The 19,150-nt window shown below is 49.4% G+C and carries 21 protein-coding genes and 1 other annotated feature; of the genes, 13 read left to right on the top strand and 8 right to left on the bottom strand.

Annotation, left to right across the window (positions count from 1 at the left end; all coding sequences use genetic code 11):
- Window positions 1-49 precede the first annotated feature (49 nt).
- Complete coding sequence (locus tag B3G15_RS11705) at window positions 50-703, top strand: response regulator transcription factor (RefSeq protein WP_290721157.1); 654 nt, start codon at window positions 50-52, stop codon at window positions 701-703.
- Window positions 703-1,968, top strand: coding sequence for a HAMP domain-containing sensor histidine kinase (locus B3G15_RS11700; RefSeq protein WP_290721154.1), 1,266 nt, complete (start codon window positions 703-705; stop codon window positions 1,966-1,968). The genes B3G15_RS11705 and B3G15_RS11700 overlap by 1 nt, the downstream gene beginning before the upstream one ends.
- Window positions 1,969-2,226: 258 nt before the next feature.
- On the opposite strand, the gene B3G15_RS11695 is transcribed toward B3G15_RS11700, so the two are convergent.
- Window positions 2,227-2,730: a hypothetical protein gene (locus B3G15_RS11695; RefSeq protein ID WP_290721152.1), complete on the bottom strand. Its 504-nt coding sequence runs from the start codon at window positions 2,728-2,730 to the stop codon at window positions 2,227-2,229.
- A gap of 137 nt (window positions 2,731-2,867) precedes the next feature.
- Between B3G15_RS11695 and B3G15_RS11690 the strand changes: the two genes are divergently transcribed.
- From B3G15_RS11690 to B3G15_RS11640, 11 genes are all read left to right on the top strand, one after another.
- On the top strand, window positions 2,868-3,350 hold the full coding sequence (locus B3G15_RS11690) for a hypothetical protein (RefSeq protein ID WP_290721149.1): 483 nt from the start codon (window positions 2,868-2,870) through the stop codon (window positions 3,348-3,350).
- Window positions 3,351-3,413: 63 nt separating this feature from the next.
- Entirely contained in the window at window positions 3,414-4,244 is an 831-nt protein-coding gene (locus tag B3G15_RS11685; RefSeq protein ID WP_290721147.1) for a GNAT family N-acetyltransferase, read from the top strand.
- A gap of 283 nt (window positions 4,245-4,527) precedes the next feature.
- The gene (locus B3G15_RS11680; RefSeq protein WP_214858246.1) at window positions 4,528-4,920 is read left to right on the top strand and encodes a hypothetical protein; all 393 of its coding nucleotides are present in this window, start codon (window positions 4,528-4,530) and stop codon (window positions 4,918-4,920) included.
- Window positions 4,921-4,982: 62 nt separating this feature from the next.
- Window positions 4,983-5,220, top strand: a binding site (T-box leader).
- 95 nt (window positions 5,221-5,315) lie between these two features.
- Window positions 5,316-6,824 (top strand): peptide ABC transporter substrate-binding protein, encoded by a 1,509-nt coding sequence (locus tag B3G15_RS11675; protein WP_290721144.1) that lies wholly within the window; start codon window positions 5,316-5,318, stop codon window positions 6,822-6,824.
- 164 nt (window positions 6,825-6,988) lie between these two features.
- Window positions 6,989-8,272 (top strand): methyl-accepting chemotaxis protein, encoded by a 1,284-nt coding sequence (locus B3G15_RS11670; protein ID WP_050678723.1) that lies wholly within the window; start codon window positions 6,989-6,991, stop codon window positions 8,270-8,272.
- Between the two features lie 216 nt (window positions 8,273-8,488).
- The gene (locus B3G15_RS11665) at window positions 8,489-9,583 is read left to right on the top strand and encodes a flagellin (protein WP_290721141.1); all 1,095 of its coding nucleotides are present in this window, start codon (window positions 8,489-8,491) and stop codon (window positions 9,581-9,583) included.
- Between the two features lie 135 nt (window positions 9,584-9,718).
- Window positions 9,719-10,075: a flagellar protein FlaG gene (locus tag B3G15_RS11660; protein ID WP_290721139.1), complete on the top strand. Its 357-nt coding sequence runs from the start codon at window positions 9,719-9,721 to the stop codon at window positions 10,073-10,075.
- 17 nt (window positions 10,076-10,092) lie between these two features.
- On the top strand, window positions 10,093-11,664 hold the full coding sequence (gene fliD, locus B3G15_RS11655) for a flagellar filament capping protein FliD (protein WP_290721136.1): 1,572 nt from the start codon (window positions 10,093-10,095) through the stop codon (window positions 11,662-11,664).
- Window positions 11,665-11,679: 15 nt separating this feature from the next.
- The gene (gene fliS / locus B3G15_RS11650) at window positions 11,680-12,048 is read left to right on the top strand and encodes a flagellar export chaperone FliS (protein ID WP_056063022.1); all 369 of its coding nucleotides are present in this window, start codon (window positions 11,680-11,682) and stop codon (window positions 12,046-12,048) included.
- Complete coding sequence (locus tag B3G15_RS11645) at window positions 12,012-12,398, top strand: hypothetical protein (RefSeq protein WP_231496899.1); 387 nt, start codon at window positions 12,012-12,014, stop codon at window positions 12,396-12,398. Before fliS (B3G15_RS11650) ends, B3G15_RS11645 begins: the two co-directional genes overlap by 37 nt.
- A 27-nt stretch (window positions 12,399-12,425) precedes the next feature.
- Window positions 12,426-12,602 carry a hypothetical protein gene (locus tag B3G15_RS11640; RefSeq protein ID WP_167507588.1) on the top strand — a complete coding sequence of 59 codons (177 nt, stop codon included), beginning with the start codon at window positions 12,426-12,428 and terminating at the stop codon, window positions 12,600-12,602.
- A 50-nt stretch (window positions 12,603-12,652) separates the two neighbouring features.
- On the opposite strand, the gene B3G15_RS11635 is transcribed toward B3G15_RS11640, so the two are convergent.
- From B3G15_RS11635 to B3G15_RS11605, 7 genes are all read right to left on the bottom strand, one after another.
- Window positions 12,653-14,392, bottom strand: a complete 1,740-nt coding sequence (locus tag B3G15_RS11635; RefSeq protein ID WP_290721125.1) for a sensor domain-containing diguanylate cyclase — start codon at window positions 14,390-14,392, stop codon at window positions 12,653-12,655.
- A gap of 87 nt (window positions 14,393-14,479) precedes the next feature.
- Window positions 14,480-15,142: a DUF2225 domain-containing protein gene (locus B3G15_RS11630; RefSeq protein ID WP_290721122.1), complete on the bottom strand. Its 663-nt coding sequence runs from the start codon at window positions 15,140-15,142 to the stop codon at window positions 14,480-14,482.
- A 25-nt stretch (window positions 15,143-15,167) separates the two neighbouring features.
- The gene (locus tag B3G15_RS11625) at window positions 15,168-15,608 is read right to left on the bottom strand and encodes a YaaR family protein (RefSeq protein ID WP_058705025.1); all 441 of its coding nucleotides are present in this window, start codon (window positions 15,606-15,608) and stop codon (window positions 15,168-15,170) included.
- Between the two features lie 13 nt (window positions 15,609-15,621).
- A complete protein-coding gene (locus tag B3G15_RS11620; RefSeq protein ID WP_290721118.1) occupies window positions 15,622-16,512 on the bottom strand; it encodes a flagellin in 891 nt (296 codons plus the stop codon).
- A complete protein-coding gene (fliS, locus tag B3G15_RS11615) occupies window positions 16,509-16,901 on the bottom strand; it encodes a flagellar export chaperone FliS (RefSeq protein ID WP_290721114.1) in 393 nt (130 codons plus the stop codon). The genes B3G15_RS11620 and fliS (B3G15_RS11615) overlap by 4 nt, the downstream gene beginning before the upstream one ends.
- Window positions 16,898-17,188 (bottom strand): EscU/YscU/HrcU family type III secretion system export apparatus switch protein, encoded by a 291-nt coding sequence (locus B3G15_RS11610; protein WP_290721112.1) that lies wholly within the window; start codon window positions 17,186-17,188, stop codon window positions 16,898-16,900. The genes fliS (B3G15_RS11615) and B3G15_RS11610 overlap by 4 nt, the downstream gene beginning before the upstream one ends.
- A gap of 15 nt (window positions 17,189-17,203) precedes the next feature.
- On the bottom strand, window positions 17,204-19,054 hold the full coding sequence (locus tag B3G15_RS11605; protein ID WP_290721109.1) for a hypothetical protein: 1,851 nt from the start codon (window positions 19,052-19,054) through the stop codon (window positions 17,204-17,206).
- Between the last annotated feature and the right edge of the window lie 96 nt (window positions 19,055-19,150).

Raw genomic sequence — 19,150 nt, 5'->3', positions numbered from 1 at the left:
AAGGCAAATCTGGACAAAAAGGCGCTACACTAAGAGTGGAGGGATGACCATGAACGTACTATTGATTGAAGATGAACAAAAATTAGCGCAGGTGACGGCACGCTTCCTCCGTCATCATGCATATGACGTAACGATTGCTGGTTCGTTAGCAGAGGCGAAACAGTGCCTGACGACAGCGTTTGATGCCGTTTTGATCGACGTCCGCTTACCGGACGGTGACGGTTGGTCACTCGTACCAAGTATCAAATCACAAGTTCAGCCACCGGTCGTCTTCATGATGACATCACGCGGAGAGGCCGATGATCGCGTCTTCGGACTTGAACTCGGTGCCGATGATTATCTCGTCAAACCGGTCGTCCTGAAGGAGTTGACGATCCGGCTTGAACGGGCACTTAAAGTCCGTCCGGTCGCTCGCCATGCGTTCGGTGACTTGACGATCGATGAGAAGGGACGCCAAGTCAAAACAGGTGAGCGGGCGGTCAGTCTCGCGAAGATGGAATTCGAACTATTGCTTTACTTTATTGAACATCTCGGGGAAGCACTCAGTCGGGATCAGATTCTCGACGACGTCTGGGGATATGCATTTGGTGGCGATACCCGGACGGTCGACACGCATGTCAAACAATTGCGGGATAAGTTACCCGTCATTAAACAACAATTGAAGACGGTCCACCGGGTCGGCTATCGATTGGAGGCGATTTAATGAAACGACGTCCTTTGATGCGGAAGTTTTTATACGCTGTCGTCGGTCCGCTGCTCGTGATGGGAGTCCTTAGTTTCGTCTTGACGGCGTTTCTCGTCAATCGATTCGCAGAAGGCGAACGGTACGATCAACTCGCCCGGGAAGCGAACATCATTAAACAAGCGCTTGAAGCCGACACGCCGATACCGCGTGATATCCAAGGATTTTTGACGACCGACGGGTTGACGCAACGGATTGGCGCACGCGGACCGGCGGGGCGGTTGCCGCTTCTTGATAATCTCAAGAAGGAAGATGTCATTGAAGTGCAAGACGAACGGTTGCTGACGTATCAGTTGACCGTCGACGCAACGCGGATCACGACGGTCCGACAAGCACCACTGGCGAGTAGTGCACTGAGTGGTGTTTATCTCGCAATCGGACTCGCGTTACTCGTGACGCTGTTGCTCGCATCGTTACTCGCTTACTACATGGGACGACACCTGACACGACCGATCGTCACGCTTCGATCCGTTGCTCAAAAGATTGGTGCTGGCGAAACGGACGTCGTCCTGCCCGCGCGACCGAAGGATGAAGTCGGCGAGTTGATTGACGCGGTCGACGAGATGCAGACGCAACTGAAACAAAAGGATCATCTACAGAAGACGTTCATTGCCGGCATCACCCATGACTTGCGGACGCCGCTCGCGATTATTCGAAACGAGACCGAAGCACTTGCGGCAGGTGTCATTCCCGTTGCTGAACTGCCCGACGTGACGACGAGCATCATCGAGGAGACGGATCGACTCGGTCATCTGATTGATGAGACGTTGCTTTATTCGAAGCTTGCTGGTGGGCGGATGCCACTTGAAAGAACGGATGTGGCACTCGACGAACTCGTGTCGATGACGGTTGAACGACTCCGCGGGACTTTCACGCAATCAGGACTGACACTGGTGACCGATCTCCAACCGGTTAGGCAGTCACTTGATCCGCGCATGTTCGAACGCGTCTTGATCAACTTCCTGATGAACGCCCGTTTTGCTTCACCAGTCGACGGGACGGTCACGGTTCGCTTAACGCATGACGAATTGACAGTTGAAGATGAAGGAGCGGGAGTTCAGGCAGAAGACCGAGCGACGATCTGGGACGTCTACGTCAAACAAGAAGGCAGTGCCGGACATGGACTCGGTCTTGCGATCAGTCGGATGATCCTTGATAGTCATCAATTCGACTATGGCGTTCGAGACCGGAGTGGTGGCGGAGCGGTGTTCTACGTTCGGTTTTGATGGGGTAGAATGATAGAGGATTCTGACGAACGATTCCGTCATCCTTGCTTTCCACAGGCGGGAGTAAGCCGCGGCATCTTGCACTCCGTGCCACCTGCCGGGTCTTACTAATCCCTGACGAAAGTGCTATTGGCACTTTCTTTTCCTGTAGGAGTCGCGGATGAGCTACTTCGTTCTGGAATAGGCACACGAAAAAGGAGAATAGCTTCCGTATCACACAGAAGCTATTCTCCTATTAATGCTGGTAGAAGTTAAAGATCATTTGCCTTCGTTCGCATGAACGAGACTTGGTTTAACGAGGGTATAGAACTCATCGCTCATCCCGACACGGCTGCCCATCTGGCAAGCGAGTTCGAGTGTTTCCTTATAGAAGTTCGCAACGAGATCGTGGTTCTTGATGTGCTCATCTTGCATCGCCTTTTTAACCCCAAGGACGACCTTGTCGATTTGCTCATCGGCATCATTGCGGACCGGCACGACGTTTTCCGGAAGATCGACTTCCTTATCATGTCCGTTGAAGCGGAACGATGCCCCGAATCCGAGGTGCTCGAGGAAGAAGTGCGGTAACAGTTTACTAGCGAAGAACTGATGCCATTCCGTCTCTTTCATTGCTTCCATGTCACGCTTGAACGACGTCGTTGCGAGTGCATAACGATCGTGTGTATCCTTCATGAACTTCTCGAGGATCGGAACCTGCATTGCAAACGCATTCTTGAGCAAGTTATCGAGCTGTTCTTGCGTTAATTGTTCTTGTTCAGTCATCGCTTTAACCCCATTTCGTTTCGTTATCCCTATCGTAAGAAATTTAGACAATTCCGTCAAATCTTTTTCGAGAATAGAGTTTACCTATTTCACAAAAGGGAATCCATAACTATCGATCATTTTAAGGGGGAGTCAGCATGAAACGAATCGCAATGACAGGAGTCTTACTCGGAGCATGTCTGACTCCGGTGACGGGCTTTGCTGCAAGCAACGTGACATATAGTAAAGGGGTCGTCGCGAACGAATCGTTAGGCTATACAGTCAAGACGACGGACGCGTTAAAAAAGGCGATCCAACAAGATAAAGTCGAACTTGTCAAGAACAAGACGGTCAAATCGAAATACGGTGTTGTCACGCGAAGCGGTACGTTCGCGTTGTATTATAAAGTCAAAGGCGCGGATCAGCTGCTCGTCAATTTGAACTACGAGCCGAAGAAGCTCTCGAAAAAACAGTTCGACCGTGAAATCGGATATGGTACATATCTCGGGACGAAAGGTAGCAAAACGTACTACTACGTCTTACCGACGGAAGCCGTCAAAGGCGCTGTCGGCAAGAAAGCGATCGAGAACTTTATCGTCAAGGACGTCCCGCAGATGATGAAGACATTTAAACTGCAATGAGCACTAGCTTTTGCTAGTGCTTCTTTTGTTCGTTCGGTATAGTTGAAAATGAGGTGAATGAATATGGAATGGAACGTCACAGACGTCAAACAAACAACAGATGTATTACAACTCGAAAAATGTGTTAACGATCACGATGGCATTGAATTAAAAGTCGCAGCCGATTGGGTTGGCGAGAACGATTTCGCAATCTATGATGGCGAGCAATTGATTGGATATTTACAAGCATTCGCGTACTTACCGACGGAGTGGGAATTGAATGTCTTCGTTGATCCGGATTACCGGAAACAAGGCATCTTCACGGCACTTGTTGAAGCAGCACGGGCGCGGGCAACGGAAGCGGGCGTTGAAGCATTCACGTTCGTCATTGACGACGCAAGTGAATCAGGTCAAGCCGTCCTTGAAGGGTTAGGGGCAGAGTACCGAATGACCGAGTATAACATGGTCTTGAAAAAGGCGCAGTTGTTCTTGAAAGCAGATCCGGATTTCGAATTACGCGAAGCGACAGCGGACGACCGTCCGTTCATCGTCGAGACGCTCGGCAAATCGTTCGGGAATACGGATGAAGAAGCAGAGTCGATCTATCAAGCGATCGAATCCGACGACCGGATTACGTTCATCGGTGTCGCAAGCGGCAAACCGGTCGGTGTCATCCGTGCCTATCTCGCTTCCGATACACAAGCGAGCATCCATGCGTTCGCGGTTCGTCCGGAAGCCCAAGGTAATGGTTACGGGAAGAAGATGCTGAAGCTGATGGTTCAAGCATTGTTCCGGACAGGTCGGACACAACTTGAGCTCGACGTCGAGACGAATAACGACCGGGCACTTGATCTTTATAAAGAGGCAGGATTCGTCGTCCATCGTGGCTATCAGTTCCACGTGTTGGCAGTTTAAAATAATGAGCGATTGACGGATATTCCAGTGCATGCTGGATGCTCAAGGTGCTCCACTCCTACAGGAAAAAGCGCAGTTGCGCTGTCAGAGACAAACAAGACCCGGCTCTTCGCTTGAAGCGAAAGAGTCGCGGCTTGTGTCTCGCCTGAGGAAAGGGAGCAAGACATGAGTACATTCGCCGATCGTTTTTTATTTGTTATTTTACAAACTAAACAAAAACGTTGGAACCTTTTCTGCAATCCGTCGTATACTAGACATATGGAAAAAAAGAGGAGGCGGCGTCATGGAGAGTCGACAGGATTCATTGCGGACGTTGAAGTGGGTATCAGGTGGAATGGAAGCGGTGCTCGGGATTCCGCTTCTAGGTGGTTCAATCGTTATTTTTTCAGGTTACAATGCCCTGTGGTTGATGCTCGCGTTTCACATCGTCGTCGTCGTATTGACGGCACGTGCCGGAAATGTCTCAAAAGGGAACATCGTCGGGATTGTCGCATCAACGGTCGGTGTCATTCCGGTCGTCGGGATGTTCTTACACATGGCAGCAGCGATTACAATCTTACTTGACGCAGCGTTCAGCAATCGAATCGTTACACGAACGCATGTCAAACACGTCGAACCGATTCGACCACGTCCGGTCCGTCGGGAGCAAGAAAAACAAGAAGACCATCCGTTCTGAGTTTTTTTCGTTGACAGCGAAAAACAAGCCGTGTAAAGTAAACAACAAGTTAAGCCATATCAATTACATCGACGACGCGGAGTAAGTATCGTCAACACTGCCGACCAAGCGAGTCAGGAATGGTGAGAGCCTGACACGGTAAGCTGAACGAGAATGGACCGCTGAGAGCCTGTTGAACCTTCGAGTAGACAGGACGGTTGCCCCCGTTACCGGGCTAGCTGGTTGTTGGACCAGCGACAAGTGGAGACGATTCTTCGTCTCAATCAGAGGTGGCACCGCGCGGATACAGGCGTCCTCTATGCATTAGCTGTTAGCTATGCGTAGAGGGCGCCTTTTGTTGTACGTCAAATGCCGAATCATCCAACGCTCATCACATTTCTCAGGAGGCACTACACATGAAAAAGACATTGATCGCAGCGGCGAGCACGGCAGTTTTACTCGCAGGATGTGCAACGACAGAACCAGCAGAAGACAAACAAGTGGACAAAAAGGTTCTGCATACGATGGAAAGTTACGACCTCCTGTCGGTTGACCCGGCAGATGCCATCACATCAAACATCTTCAACCAAATCTACGAAGGACTCTATCGCTTCGACGCGAACAACGAACTTGTTCCAGCGGCAGCGAAATCACATAGCGTGTCTGAAGACGGAAAAGTCTATACGTTCAAGCTTGACCCGAATGCAAAATGGTCGGACGGAAAGCCCGTCACAGCGGAGAACTTCCGCTATGCATTCGAGCGTGTCATCAAAACGAACTCACCGTTCGCTTACTTGCTCGAGCCAGTCGAAAAAACGACAGCGGTCGACGACGAGACGCTCCGAATTGAACTGAAACGCCCGACACCATACTTCCTCAGCATGACGACGTTTGGCACATATATGCCGGTCCGGGAAGATATCGTCAAAGCAGAAGGCGACCAGTTCGGAACGGATCCAAAGACGAACGTCTACAACGGACCATTCACGTTCAAGAAATATCAAGCCGAGCAAGGCTATACGCTCGCGAAAAACGCTGAGTACGCAGACCGGAAGAACGTCAAAATCGACGAAGTCGACGTGAAAATCATCAAGGATCCGATGCTTGCGATCAACTTGTTCGAGTCAGGTGAACTGGATGTCGCGCCACTCAACTCGGAGAACGTCGTGACGTACAAGGATCAAAAAGAGTACAACACGTTCAGTGATTCGCGGATGTTCTTCATCCGGATGAACGAAAAGACGGATGCCTTAAAAGATAAACAGACACGCCAAGCAATCGATACGGCATATGATAAAAAAGCGATGACGGAAACGTTGCTCGGAAACGGATCACTTCCTGCGGATTACATCGTACCGAAAGAACTTGATCCGAAATACGATAGTACGCGTCAAATCGAATCATCATATGATGTAGCAGCTGCAAACAAAGTGCTGGCGAAGCAAAATCTTGAGTTGACGATGTTAATCGAAGATGACGACGTCTCGAAAAAAATTGGTGAGTACATTCAAGGGGCGTTGAAGAAACAGAATGTCGACGTGAAACTGTTGTCACTTCCGAAGAAAGAACGTCTCGCCCGTGAAGGACGAGGGGACTACGACCTGTCACTCGCGAGCTGGGCTCCGGACTATCAGGATGCAACGACATACCTGAACTTGTTCACGACGGGTAACCCGTTCAACATGATGGACTACTCGAACAAACAGTATGACCGTCTCTTGAAACAGGCTGAAAGTGAACTCGATCAAGACAAACGTCTTGCCTTACTCAGTAAAGCGGAAAGTGTATTGCTCGACGATCAAGCGATCTCACCTGTCTACCAACGGAAAAATGCCTTCCTGCAAAACACGGAAGTGAAGAATCTCGCCCGTCATAATGTCGGAACGGATATTTCGTATAAGTATGTCGAAATCGAGCGGAAATAAGAAAGAGAGAGTGATGGAAGATTTGATCCATCACTCTTTTTGATGTGTTTTTGTCATATCACTGGGAATCGTTTTTGAAAATCGGGTCAACTGACTTAAAACGGTTACAAAAGAAACCGATAGAGAGGACGGTGAAAGAAGATACAGGAAAGGGAGTTTCGGTTATGCGTAAATTACGAAGCAACTTGAAGGTACGGTTATTCTTTTGGGTCTTGGCCATCTCAGTCATCACGAGTGGTATCTCAGCCCAGCTTGTGCTTTATCTCCACCGGGGACTTGATGTCGCGGATACGAACGCGATTTGGATTGGAGCAGGGATTGGCTTACTATTATCGTTGATTGGGACGTCGTTGACGCAATTGATTCTACGTCAACCGATCAAAGCAATCGAAAAGGCGACAGAGACGGCACGCGAAGTCGCGAACGGCAACTTCAACGTCGATTTTGAAGAAGCGAAGCGCGGGGATGAAGTCGACCAACTGATGCACGAACTAGAAGTGATGGTCTTACATATCCGTAAACAAGCGACACAGATGGGAAGTTCAAGCGATAAGCTGACAGCGTCCGCGCAAGAGATTGCAGCAGCAGTCCAGGAAGGCAATGCATCAGGTGAGAGTATTCGTTCAGCGATGGCAGAGCTATCAGCGAAGATGAACGAAAACGTCGATCAAGCGTACTTATCGATGGATGCGCTCGGTGCCGTTAAACGGACGATGGATGAAGTCGCAAAAGAGATGAACGAAGCATTGAAATCAGCGACGGTCATGCAGACGGAAGCCCAGAACGGGAAGACACTTGCGACCGATTCTGTCGAGGCGATGCATATGATTTCGAAAAAAATGGAACAGTCAGCAACACTGAACGGCCGTCTGACGGATATGACAGGTGAGATTTCACGAATTACGGATGTCATCAGTGACATTTCGGCACAAACGAACTTACTCAGTTTGAATGCATCGATTGAAGCGGCACGAGCAGGAGAAGCAGGACGTGGATTTGCGGTCGTTGCAGCAGAAGTTAAAAAACTCGCTGAACAGACGGCGACATCAGCGAAAGAAATCACCGATTTGATTTCTGGTGTTAAACGTCTCGTTAACGATACGGCGAACGCGATGACCGATGTTCAGAGTGAAGTCGCGACGGGTGTCGGACTCGTTGAGCAAGCAGGTTCGTCATTTGAAGAGATTCACCATTCGACAGAGAACGTCTACTCACGTGTGAAATCGGTTGACCAGCTCGTCGTTAAATCGGATCAAGAGATTGATCAAGTCGGTCTGACGACAGCAAACATCCTCGCAATGGTCGAGGAAGCGTCGAAGCATGCGGAGCAAGTCTTACAGGCGTCGAGTCATCAAGCAGCATCACTCGGTGAAGTCAACGGGGCGATGGAAGAACTTGTGGCGGTAGCGGAGCAATTACAAGAAGAGACAGGCGCGACGCGTCTTTAAATCATGAGAAAATCGTACATCCAAAATCGGATGTGCGATTTTTTTTGCATTTTTTTGAAGAAAGTTGTTAAACATTTCGAGCGGACGACGATATATAAGGTGGAAGCAGTCATCGACTAATTCTATCGTGTCACCCTTGGGCCGGCCAGGGGGCACATCTCGGAGAAGACGGATCTTCAAAGAGACAAAAAACTTATCCTATGGAGGGAAATTACAATGATTATCAATCACAACATTACAGCTCTTAACACGCACAACAAGTTGTCTGCAGCTTCTGCAGCACAAAGCAAGTCAATGGAGAAACTTGCTTCAGGTCTTCGTATCAACAAAGCGGGTGACGATGCAGCTGGTCTTGCAATCTCTGAAAAAATGCGTGCTCAAGTTCGTGGACTTGATCAAGCTTCACGAAATGCACAAGATGGTATTTCAATGATTCAAACAGCTGAAGGTGCATTGAATGAAACACACGTTATTCTTCAACGGATGCGTGAACTTGCAGTTCAAGGTGCCAACGACACTAACGTTGCTCAAGACCGCGATGCTATCCAAGAAGAACTCACTGCTTTGAAGAGTGAAATCGATCGCATCGGCGATACAACAGAATTCAACAAACAAACATTATTAAACGGTGGTCTTGGTGGAACTGTTGATCAAGATGCTGCTACTACTACAGTACTTGCTGTTACAGGTGTAGCTGGTGCTTCAACTAACGGAGCAGTAGCAGGTACTTATACAATCACTAGTGGTACTGCTGGTGAGTTAACTATGACTTTCGGTACTAAAACTCAAACAATCAGCAATGCCAATGGAGCTCAAGATTTGAACTTCTCTGAATTCGGCATCTCGATTAAAACAAATGCAGGTTACACAGCTGATGCTGCTGTAGGTAACGTTGTAGTTGATGCTGGATCAGTTACTTTCCAAATCGGAGCTAACGAAGATCAAAACTTAAGTCTTAACATTCGTAACATGAAAACGGATGGTGTCTTAAACCTTGCTACGGCTGGTCGTGTTGATGTTTCTACACATGCTACAGCTAAAGCTTCTGTAACAAACATCGAGAGCGCAATCACTGAAGTTTCGAAAGAACGTTCGAAATTAGGTGCTTATCAAAACCGTCTCGACCACACAATCAACAACCTCAAAACATCTTCTGAAAACCTAACAGCGGCTGAATCACGTGTTCGTGACGTTGACATGGCGAAAGAAATGATGAACCAAACAAAGAACTCGATTCTTGCGCAAGCTGCACAAGCAATGTTGGCTCAAGCGAACCAACAGCCGCAAGGCGTTCTCCAATTACTCCGTTAATCGTAATTGGCACATACCGATTGATCAGGTCACGGGCATGTTCCGTGACCTTTTTTGTTTTGTTCTCTTCGAACTCTAACAAATCAGATGAATTGGTCGATATACTACATAGAGAACAAAAAGGAGTGACCGACTATGAATTCCATCAATACGGAAATTCGCCTTCATCTGCCTTCGAACGTCCTGCCGTACGAAGCGACACGTAATGTGTTTGTGGAAGCGAATCAGGAAGCACTAGCAGAAGAAGGAGTCGTTGTCCTACCGACACCGCAACATATTACGAAGCTTGAAACCGCAATGGAACAGGCGAATATCAAACTTGAACTTCAACGAACAGGGTTAAAGTTTGTCAAGCATGAACAGTTAAATGAGTATTATATTCAAGTCGTCGATACGAATAATAACGTCGTGCAAGAAATTCCAAGTAAAAAGGAACTCGATTTTTTTGCGGCATTCATGGAATTTAATCAATTGATCGATAAACGGGTTTAAGAGAAAGGACTGATTGGATGGCAGGAATTCGACTGAGTGGTCTTGCGAGTGGGATTGATACGGAAACAATGATTAAACAATTGATGCAGGCGGAGCGAGCGCCGGTTGATCGGTTATCGCAAAAGAAGCAGACATTGACATGGCAACGCGATGCGTATCGAGAGATAAACCGAGCACTGCTTGATTTCCGAGCAGCTGCAAGTGATATGCTTTTAACCAAGAACTATCAAGCAAAGACAGTCACGAGCTCGAATCCAACAGCTTTGACGGTAACGGCGAGTACAGCAGCGCCAGCTGGCAGTGTGACGATTGATAGTATTAGTCAACTCGCTAGTGCCGCATCTGTGACATTAGTCGCAGTAAGCGGAAAGAAGAGCGATGCAACACTTGAAGAGAGTGGATTGTTCACGAAAGATGCTAATGGCAAAATCAATGTTCAAATCAATACCTTCGATGCAGCAGGTGTAGCGGTGACGGAGACATTACAACTGGACGCAACACAGAAGATATCGGATTTGACGGCGGCGATTAACGGTAAAACCAGTCTCGGGATGAACGCAGTTTTCAATGATTTAACAGGCAAACTTGTCTTAACGAAAACGAGTACCGGTAACTTAAATACGGCAGGTGCCGACATCTCGATCGTTGATGCCTCGACTAATACCGCAAAGGTTAATTCGGAGGATACAACATTCGGTCGTGAAGGGCAGAACGCCAAGTACACGATTGGTGGACAACAACTCGAACAGACAACGAATACGTTTACGCAAAACGGTCTGACAATCACCTTGAACAATGTCTCGACGACAGCGACGACAATCAATACGACGCTCGATACGCAAAAAAACTTTGATTCGATCAAGAACTTCGTTGATAAATACAACGACGTCATCGATAAGATGAACAAAAAGGTTCGTGAAGAGAAGTATCGTGATTTCCAGCCATTGACGGATGCTCAGCGCAAAGAATTGAGTGAGGACGAAGTCAAGAAGTGGGAAGAAAAAGCAATCAGTGGTGTGTTGAAGAATGATAGCTACTTACAGGATGGCTTGAGTCAGTTTCGGAGTGCGATTTCGTCGAAAATCGATACGGGTTACTCGTATACGTCAGGTACGGATACGATCCAACTCCAGTACATGTCACAAATCGGAATTACTTCAACGAGTGATTTCCGTGACGGTGGAAAACTGATGATTGATGAAACAAAACTTAAGAAAATGCTTGAAGAACAGCCGGAAGGTGTTTTTAAATTATTTACAGTAGATGCTCCTGAGCCACCAAAAGATGTGCAAGGTAATCCGATACCAAGTCAAAATGGGATTGACGGTTTTGTCCGCCAGATTCAAGGGTTTGCGACTACACTCCGTGATAAGATTTCAGGTGTCGCTGGACGAGACGGTGCAGTTTCAACGACATATCGGCTCGGAAAATCACTCGCTGATCTCGATAAGAGTATGCTGTCGTGGGAAGACAAGTTGAAACGAAAAGAAGACAGTTACTATCGCCGATTCGCGGCAATGGAACAAGCGATGAACCAAGCGAATAGTCAGTCGGCAACGCTTGCCGGTTATCTCGGACAAGGACAATAAAAAGGAGGAAACGCGATGAACCCTTATGCGACGTATCAGACGAACTCGGTAACGACGGCGTTACCTCAAGATTTAACGTTGATGTTATACGAAGGCTTGATCAAATTCTCAATGCTCGCAAAACGAGCGATCGAACAGAAGATGATTGAACAAAAAAATACGAATATCCAAAAAGCACAGGCAATTATTACCGAATTGCAATTGACGCTCAATCAATCGATCGCCTTATCAAAGGATTTGAACAGTCTGTATGACTACATGCAAACGCGCTTAATTGATGCGAATGTCAAAAACGACCTCGTCGCAATCGACGAAGTGATTGGCTTTGCTGAAGAATTCCGTGAGACGTGGAAAGAAGCGATGAAACTCGCACGGCAACGATGAGTCCGCTCGATCCGCTTCGCCTGAAGACAAAACGACTAATTGAACTGCTTGATCAAACGCCGAATGAAGAGACGTATGACGAATGGATCGAGAAGATTCAAGGTCTGCTGAACGAACGAGAAGCATTCATCGCGGCACACTCGAATCTGCTCGCTGGCGCCAATCAAGCCGTCATCCAGGAACTCGTCGCTGATAGTCGAAAAATCGACTTGAAATTATCAGCAGAAACGGCTAAATTAGGGGTACAAATCAGTCAGTTGCGTCAGACGCAAACGAGTCGTAAATCGTACGTTGATCCGTATGAGGAAGTCGATCATAGTTTTTCACCGTATTTTGATTCTCGTCAGTAACTTTCTTGTGTGAGGGAGGGATCTTTCGTGACCAAGCGGGAAGACAAGAAACGTTCGGTACCGCAGCCGTATTTCCAATCGGATGGCTCGTACGATCAGTTCATTGAACCGGACGTTGAATCGGAATCATGGGAAGAGTTCGAACGCCCTGTCTCCGATGCGCCAGATGCCTATGAAGAAGAAAAATATCGTCGTGAGTCGTAAGCTCACGAAAAAATGCCCTGTCCATTTGTTTGGACGGGGCATTTTGCCTTTCATTTAAAGCGGTAGGCGTTCTTCTCTTCCTGTTTGACGGTGTACATCGCTTCGTCGGCGCGAATCAAGAGTAGACTCGTCGTCCGACCATCGTCTGGATAACGGGCGATGCCGATTGACGGCGTAATCTGCATCGCCGTTGCGTCAAAGAAGAAGGGATCATTCAAGCGAAGGAGGACATTCTCAGCATAGGTGATCGTCTCCGCGCGACTGCGGGCAAGAAAAACGATGAACTCATCACCCCCGAGCCGCGCTGCTACATCATCCTGCGTTAAATCAAGCTGTAAGCGACGTGCTGTCTCTTGCAAGACATAGTCTCCAGCGTCATGTCCGTAGCGGTCATTGATCTGTTTAAAGCCATCGAGGTCGATGAAAAGCAGCGACCCTTCGTTCAGCGTTGCGAGCTGCGGTCCAAGGTGATCCTCGAAATACCGGCGATTCGGAAGTGCCGTCAAGGCATCGTGATAGCCGAGTTCCTGGAGCCATTTTTCTTGCGATAAGGCTTCCGTCAAATCGGACAGAATGACGTACAAATCAACTTCACCCGGAATCGGAATCAACGTCACTTCGAACGTCCGTCCGTCGACGGGCCGCATTAAGAGTTGCTTTTCACCAGTCTCGAGTTTCAGAAATGCCGCAATCAATTGATCGACCAGGGCATCAGGAACATACCCGTGCGGGAAGTAACGTTCTGCTGCCGGGTTCATCGCTTTCTCATGCCCATTGCCGTCGAAACGAATGATCGGTTGTGGGTGGGCGAGGAACAGGCGGCGATACTCTTCCTTCCGGAGTTCAAGTTGCGTTGTATGGCGGTCGATCCGGTGTGTCAGATCGACTTCGAACGTCTCGAGTTCCGTTAGTAACTGACGATTGAGACGTTCGGAGAAAAATTGCCGGAACATAAACAATGAAAACAAGATGATCAGCGTCGGGAAGTAGACATCCTGCGCCATCGGGAGGAACGTGATGCCCGTCAACAGAACGAGCAGACTGATATACGGCAAATACGGTCGTCCGAGTCGGTCGCGTGCCGGTTGTTTCGGTGGCACGTCCTTAAAGTAGAGAGCTAGCTCAAACAAACTAACCGCATAGAGCGGGAAGAAGCAAGCGGCAAACGTTAATTGATCGCGAATGAAGAATGTGTAATAACCGAAGTTCGCCAAGATGAATACCATCATCGCCCGAATCAGTCGTCTGTGTGCTGGTCCACGAAGTCCTGTCGCATATAAGACCAGAAAGAAGAACAACTGCGCAATGAAACTAATCGCGTAGCCGAGCATGGCAACGAACTCGATGTCGGAGCGAGCGAACGTCGGTACATGTTGCAATATGACCGTGTAACCGAAGACGAAGACCATCCCGAATAAGAGGATACCGTCGACGTAGAGAAGCCGCGCATGACGGATCGATGACCAGTCGATCAATCGGGAAAAGGCGATGGCCGTCAACATTAAAAAGGCGGTCAATGTCAGGTTCGCAGCAGAGTCGACTTCCGGTGGGTGCGGAAAGAAGGTCAAGATGAAGTTGATCCAGAGACCACTTGCGAACAAGAGAATCGCGATGCCGACCGAACGTTCCGGGTGTTTCGGAAAGAACCAACGCCTTGCTTTAACAGCGACGAACGTCACAGCAAGTAGCGTCGCAAGAACGGCAATTATTGGAACGAATGGTGTTCTGCTAACGAGTAACATCACCCCATAGGTGATGAGTAAATAAAGAAGCGGTAACGTCGGTCGCATCGCGGACCTCCTTTCCTGAAGCGGTGTGTTGGCTCCTTTCGACGAGTGGTGAAAAAAATCCTTGTTGCGTCTATTGACGAACAAGGATCAATCCTGCTCTTGCACCCATTCCCAGTGGGTTCGTGCGTCTTTTTTAACTTTGTCGGTCGCCGTTTCACTTTGGAACAAACGGCTGTACCATAAACGGGCATGTTCTTTGTCTTTTGTCACAGCATATAAATCAGCAATCCGAAGCCATAGAACATCTTCTGGAATACCACTTTCCTTAACGGATGTGTAATTTTCGTAAAGCGAGACATACTTCTCGATTGCTCGGTTGGCCCAGAGTTGTTCTTCCGCTGATTGACCGGTCAAACGATGCAACCAGGATAGACGAACTCCGAGCATCGCTTGGATTGCTGGTTTTTGCTCTGTCACTTGAGCCGTATAAAGACAAAGCTTATAGAGCTGGATCGCCTGCTCGATTGTCCGCTCCGTCCCGGCAAATGGTAAGACAGGAAGCGTCGGCAGGATGTGATCTTGTAAGGTCGTCCGAACGTCTGGTGATAACTTTCCGAACGATTCGTGGAAGAAGAACCGACAATGACTACACTGAACCGGTTCATAGAGATAGACGTTGACGCCTTGATGACGGATGAAACCATCAAAGTCCGTCGAGGCAACACGGATATGGCGTGACAGGACACGTTTCGTCTCCGTCGTTTTCAAACAGTAGGGGCAGGTGCATTTTTTAAGATATAAGTCTGGCATGTAGGGGAACTCCTCTAATTCTAGATTACACGAAGACGTTGACGAGCATGCCTTTGATCTCGCCGACTTGGTCGAGGATATCGAGACGGCGCGACTCACCAGAGATGACCGTATCCGTCAACTGAAGGAGCTTTGCATCAACTTGCTCGACGACTTTATAGATCTTTGTCCGACCGCGGCGGTTGAAGCCACGCTTCTCTTCGAGTTGTTGCGATTGGTCGAGGGCATCTTTTAAGAAGTCCTTGATCTTTTCTTTATAGCTTTCGAGGTGCTCAATTGTCTGACTTTCAGCGAGCAGTTGCCCGTGTTCTTCGACTAGGGCGAGCTTTTGTTGTAAACGCTCGTAGCCTTTATGGTCCCGTTTCTCCTGCATCAAGGCAGAGAAGGTCGTCGACGCTTCGACTTCACGGGGACCACCTTTTAAGGACTGGAGTCGTTGCGTTTCTTGGATGCGGCGGATATCCATCGGGTCTGCCTCCTTAGTTGAGTAATTGTAAGATGCCTTGCGGTAGGGCGTTCGCTTGAGCGATCATCGCCATCCCCGATTGGTTAAGGATGTTGTATTTCGCATATTCCATCATCTCACGCGCCATATCAGTATCGCGAATCCGTGATTCCGATGCCGTCAAGTTTTCGACGCTGACACTGAGGACGGATGACGTCGCTTCAAATCGATTCTGGATCGCCCCGAGCTGTGCCCGTTGCTGGGAGATCGTATCGATTGCTTTCGTATAATGGCTGATCGCGTCATTTGCGTCCGTTGCTGTCATGACGCTAAGGGCATACTCAGGTGCATCACCACTCGGGAAATCAAGCGGACGAATCGAGGAATCGGCTTGTGTCGTTGAACTGACGCCAATCGCAAGGGCTTGCATGTCGTTAATCGTGATCGAGATGCCTTCGTTTGCTCCCGCATTCGTTTGGATGAACAGGGCACTGTCGGAATCGTTGAACTTGCCGCTCAACAATTCTTTCCCGTTGAACTGGGTCGTCTTCGCGATCCGCGAGACTTCATTCGTCAGCTGGTTGATCTCTTCTTGAATTGCTGTCCGGTCTTCGGTTGCTAACGTGCTGTTACCAGCTTGGACGGCGAGTTCGCGCATCCGTTGCAACAGATTATGCGTTTCACTCAAGCCGCCTTCAGCCGTCTGAATCATCGAGACACCATCGAGGACATTCTGTTCCGCTTTATCAAGTGCCTTCAAGCGATTACGCATCTTCTCCGAGATCGCCAGACCAGCTGCATCATCCGCACCTCGGTTGATCTTCTGACCGCTCGATAGTTTATCCATCGTCGTCTTGACGTTCGTCTGGTTGATGCTGAGGTTGCGATAAGCCTTTAAGGCTTGGACGTTATTCGTGATTCTCATTCGTATTCCATCCCTTCATATCGTTGATGATGTGCGGCGCGCACGAGCGGTCGATCGACGGTCTGTGCCGCTTGCCAAGTGACGCGTAAGTCTTCTGTCAGTTCGAGTAGTTCGTCTAAGGTAGTTGGTGTCTTATAGACTTGTAACGTCTGCTCGGCAAGATAGTGATAGAGCGCGTCGAGTTGGACGGTGATGATGCCACCATCGTCATGCAGTCCCGCCTGCAGTTTGTCGAGTAACTGATAGGCTTTTTGTAAACGTTCGTTGACTTCGTCAAAGCGATTCGCGTCACGCGCAATCGTGGCGCGATCATATTGTAGGACGAGCCCCGTCAGCATCACTTCCGTCAGCTGTTGCGGGGTCATCGCGTAGAGTTCTTGTTCTGTCATGTTTGCCGTCCTTTCGCGTTGTCGAGTTCTTCGATCAATAAGAGCAGTTCTGCCATCACGTCGTATAATTGCGGCGGAATCGCCGTCCCGAGGTCGAGATCAAGTAAGTGACCGAGCAGAGACGTATCGTGTTCGATCGCGACGCCGTTCGCCCGTGCTTCTTGGAGGATTCGGTCGGCAGCTTGTCCGCTAGCCCGAGCGACGACGACCGGTGCTTGACCGGATGCTTCATCGTAGCGGAGGACAGCAGCCGTCTTGCGTCCAATTAAATCGATTTTCTGATACATAACGGTCTCTCCTTTTTAGATACGATAGTCGTAGCCACGTAGTGTCTCGTCTTGCTTGACGGTCTCTGTTACTTGCTCGCGTGTGAACGGACGGAACTGGATCCGGACGTCTTGGTAACCGGTCGCTTGCAAGGCGTCCGTCGTTCGGTCGAGGAACGGGGTCGCCAGTTGTTCAAGAACTGGGAAATCATTTTCAATCGTGATCTGCACCTTTCGGTTGACGGTCTCAACGCGGACACCGATTTCACCAAGGCGCGGCGTATTGAGTTGGACATACAACATATTGTTTTCCCAGTCGATCACTTCGTCCGGACGTTTATTTTGCAAGTGAACGTGGAGTCCTGCCGTCGCTTCGACGAGTTGGACCGGTAACGCCAGGAGAATCTGGTTCAACTGTTGCTGGCTATCCGGTTTATTGACTTGCTGCTGTGTTGCAAGGAACGTCTGCAATTTGGCGGCTTCGGGGTTCGCTGCCGGTGTACTCAGTTTCAGTTCTGCCGTCTGAAGCTGAAGCGTCTTTTGGACGGTTTCTTGCAAAAGTCGTGGGCTGTTCTGCTGCGGCTCATATGGAACGGCTTTTGTTGCGACTTGCGCTGGTAGCGTTGGCGCTTGCGGCGGCAGTCCTTGCATCTCCGGTAAGTAGGTCGGGCGGACGTTCGCCGGCGCATAACGGAAGGCTTCGAATGCGATCCGGACTTCTTGTAAGACGGCTTTTGCCTCTGTTCCGCGTCCGAGTAATGCCAGTTCCGCGCCCCGTTCGAGTTTCGATAAGAAATGAATCAGCTGTTTTTCATCTTTCATCGGGGTATGCAGTAAAGCATCTGTTTGCTGGAAGACTTGTTTTAAGCGTTGCGCCGTGCTCTCGATGACGGCGACCATCTGGACCGGACGTGTCTCGACGAGCGGTTCGATCTGGCGGAGTTGCGAGACGATTGTTCGCTGTTGGCTCTTGAAATCGTTCGTGATCTCAGCGAGGCGCGGCGTCACTTCGCGAACAAGCGTCAAGGCAGAGTGGACCGGTGCCGTTTGCCCTGTTGGTTCCGGTTGACTGGCCCGTGCCGTCAGACCAATTAATTGCTCGCGGACGCTCGTCTTCGGCTCAAGCGGCGCTTGCGGGAAGTAGGGCGTCAGTTGTTTACGAACTGTTTCGACATCGCCTCGTTCGAGCGTAGCGACGAGTGCTGGGCGTTTCTCTGCTGGTAGGTGTTCGATGTATTGCCGGATATGGAGTGGCGATGCTGTCTCGATCTCGCGTTGCGTTGGCAGGGTGACGCGGGCGACATCAAGCGCGACAGCTTTTTCGAACGTCGGCTGCTCCTTTAACGCGTCGCGTTCTGGCAGGACGTCTGGATAGTCTTCCGTCGTCGCAAGGAGACTCGCGATCAAGACGTCGGCATCAGCTGGCAGTGTCGTGTCTGATCGCGACACGAGTTCGAGCGCTAAGTCCTTATAGGTCCCTTGCAGTGCTGTCACGAGCTGGGCGACGATTTCTGGTGTTTGTGGCAACTGTCCGCTCGCCAGTAACTTTGCGACGGCCTGTTTCAGTTCCGCTGGTACGCCTTCAAGTAAGGCAGGATCGACGTTTGAGGGAACGGACAGGACAGGTGGCGTCTCTGCGTCCGGTGTCGCTGGAGTCAGCTGTTCGATCAGGTAGCCTTCGGCGGTCTGTCCTTTGACCTTGAACTGGAAATCACCTGTCGGGACGTCGCCCGTGAAGGTCATCTCGATCTTATCCCGACCGACCTGGACAAGAGCCGTATGCGGACCGGTCTGCTCAAGGACCGTTCCTTTATAGGTCTTCGTGTCCGAAAGCGGCGTCTGACCAGGGGATTGCGCCGGACGTGCCGGGTTCAATTGGATGTTCATCGAGAAGCCTCCTTGTTTTTTAAAACTGTCATCTCATTATATATCGGCAGAAACCAAAAAGGATTGAGCGATTTCATCGCCCAACCCTGATTTTTT

The organism is Exiguobacterium sp. UBA1053, assembly GCF_002316465.1.
Taxonomy (GTDB): Bacteria; Bacillota; Bacilli; order Exiguobacteriales; family Exiguobacteriaceae; genus Exiguobacterium_A; species Exiguobacterium_A abrahamii.
This window is presented reverse-complemented; position numbering and strand designations above follow the sequence as displayed.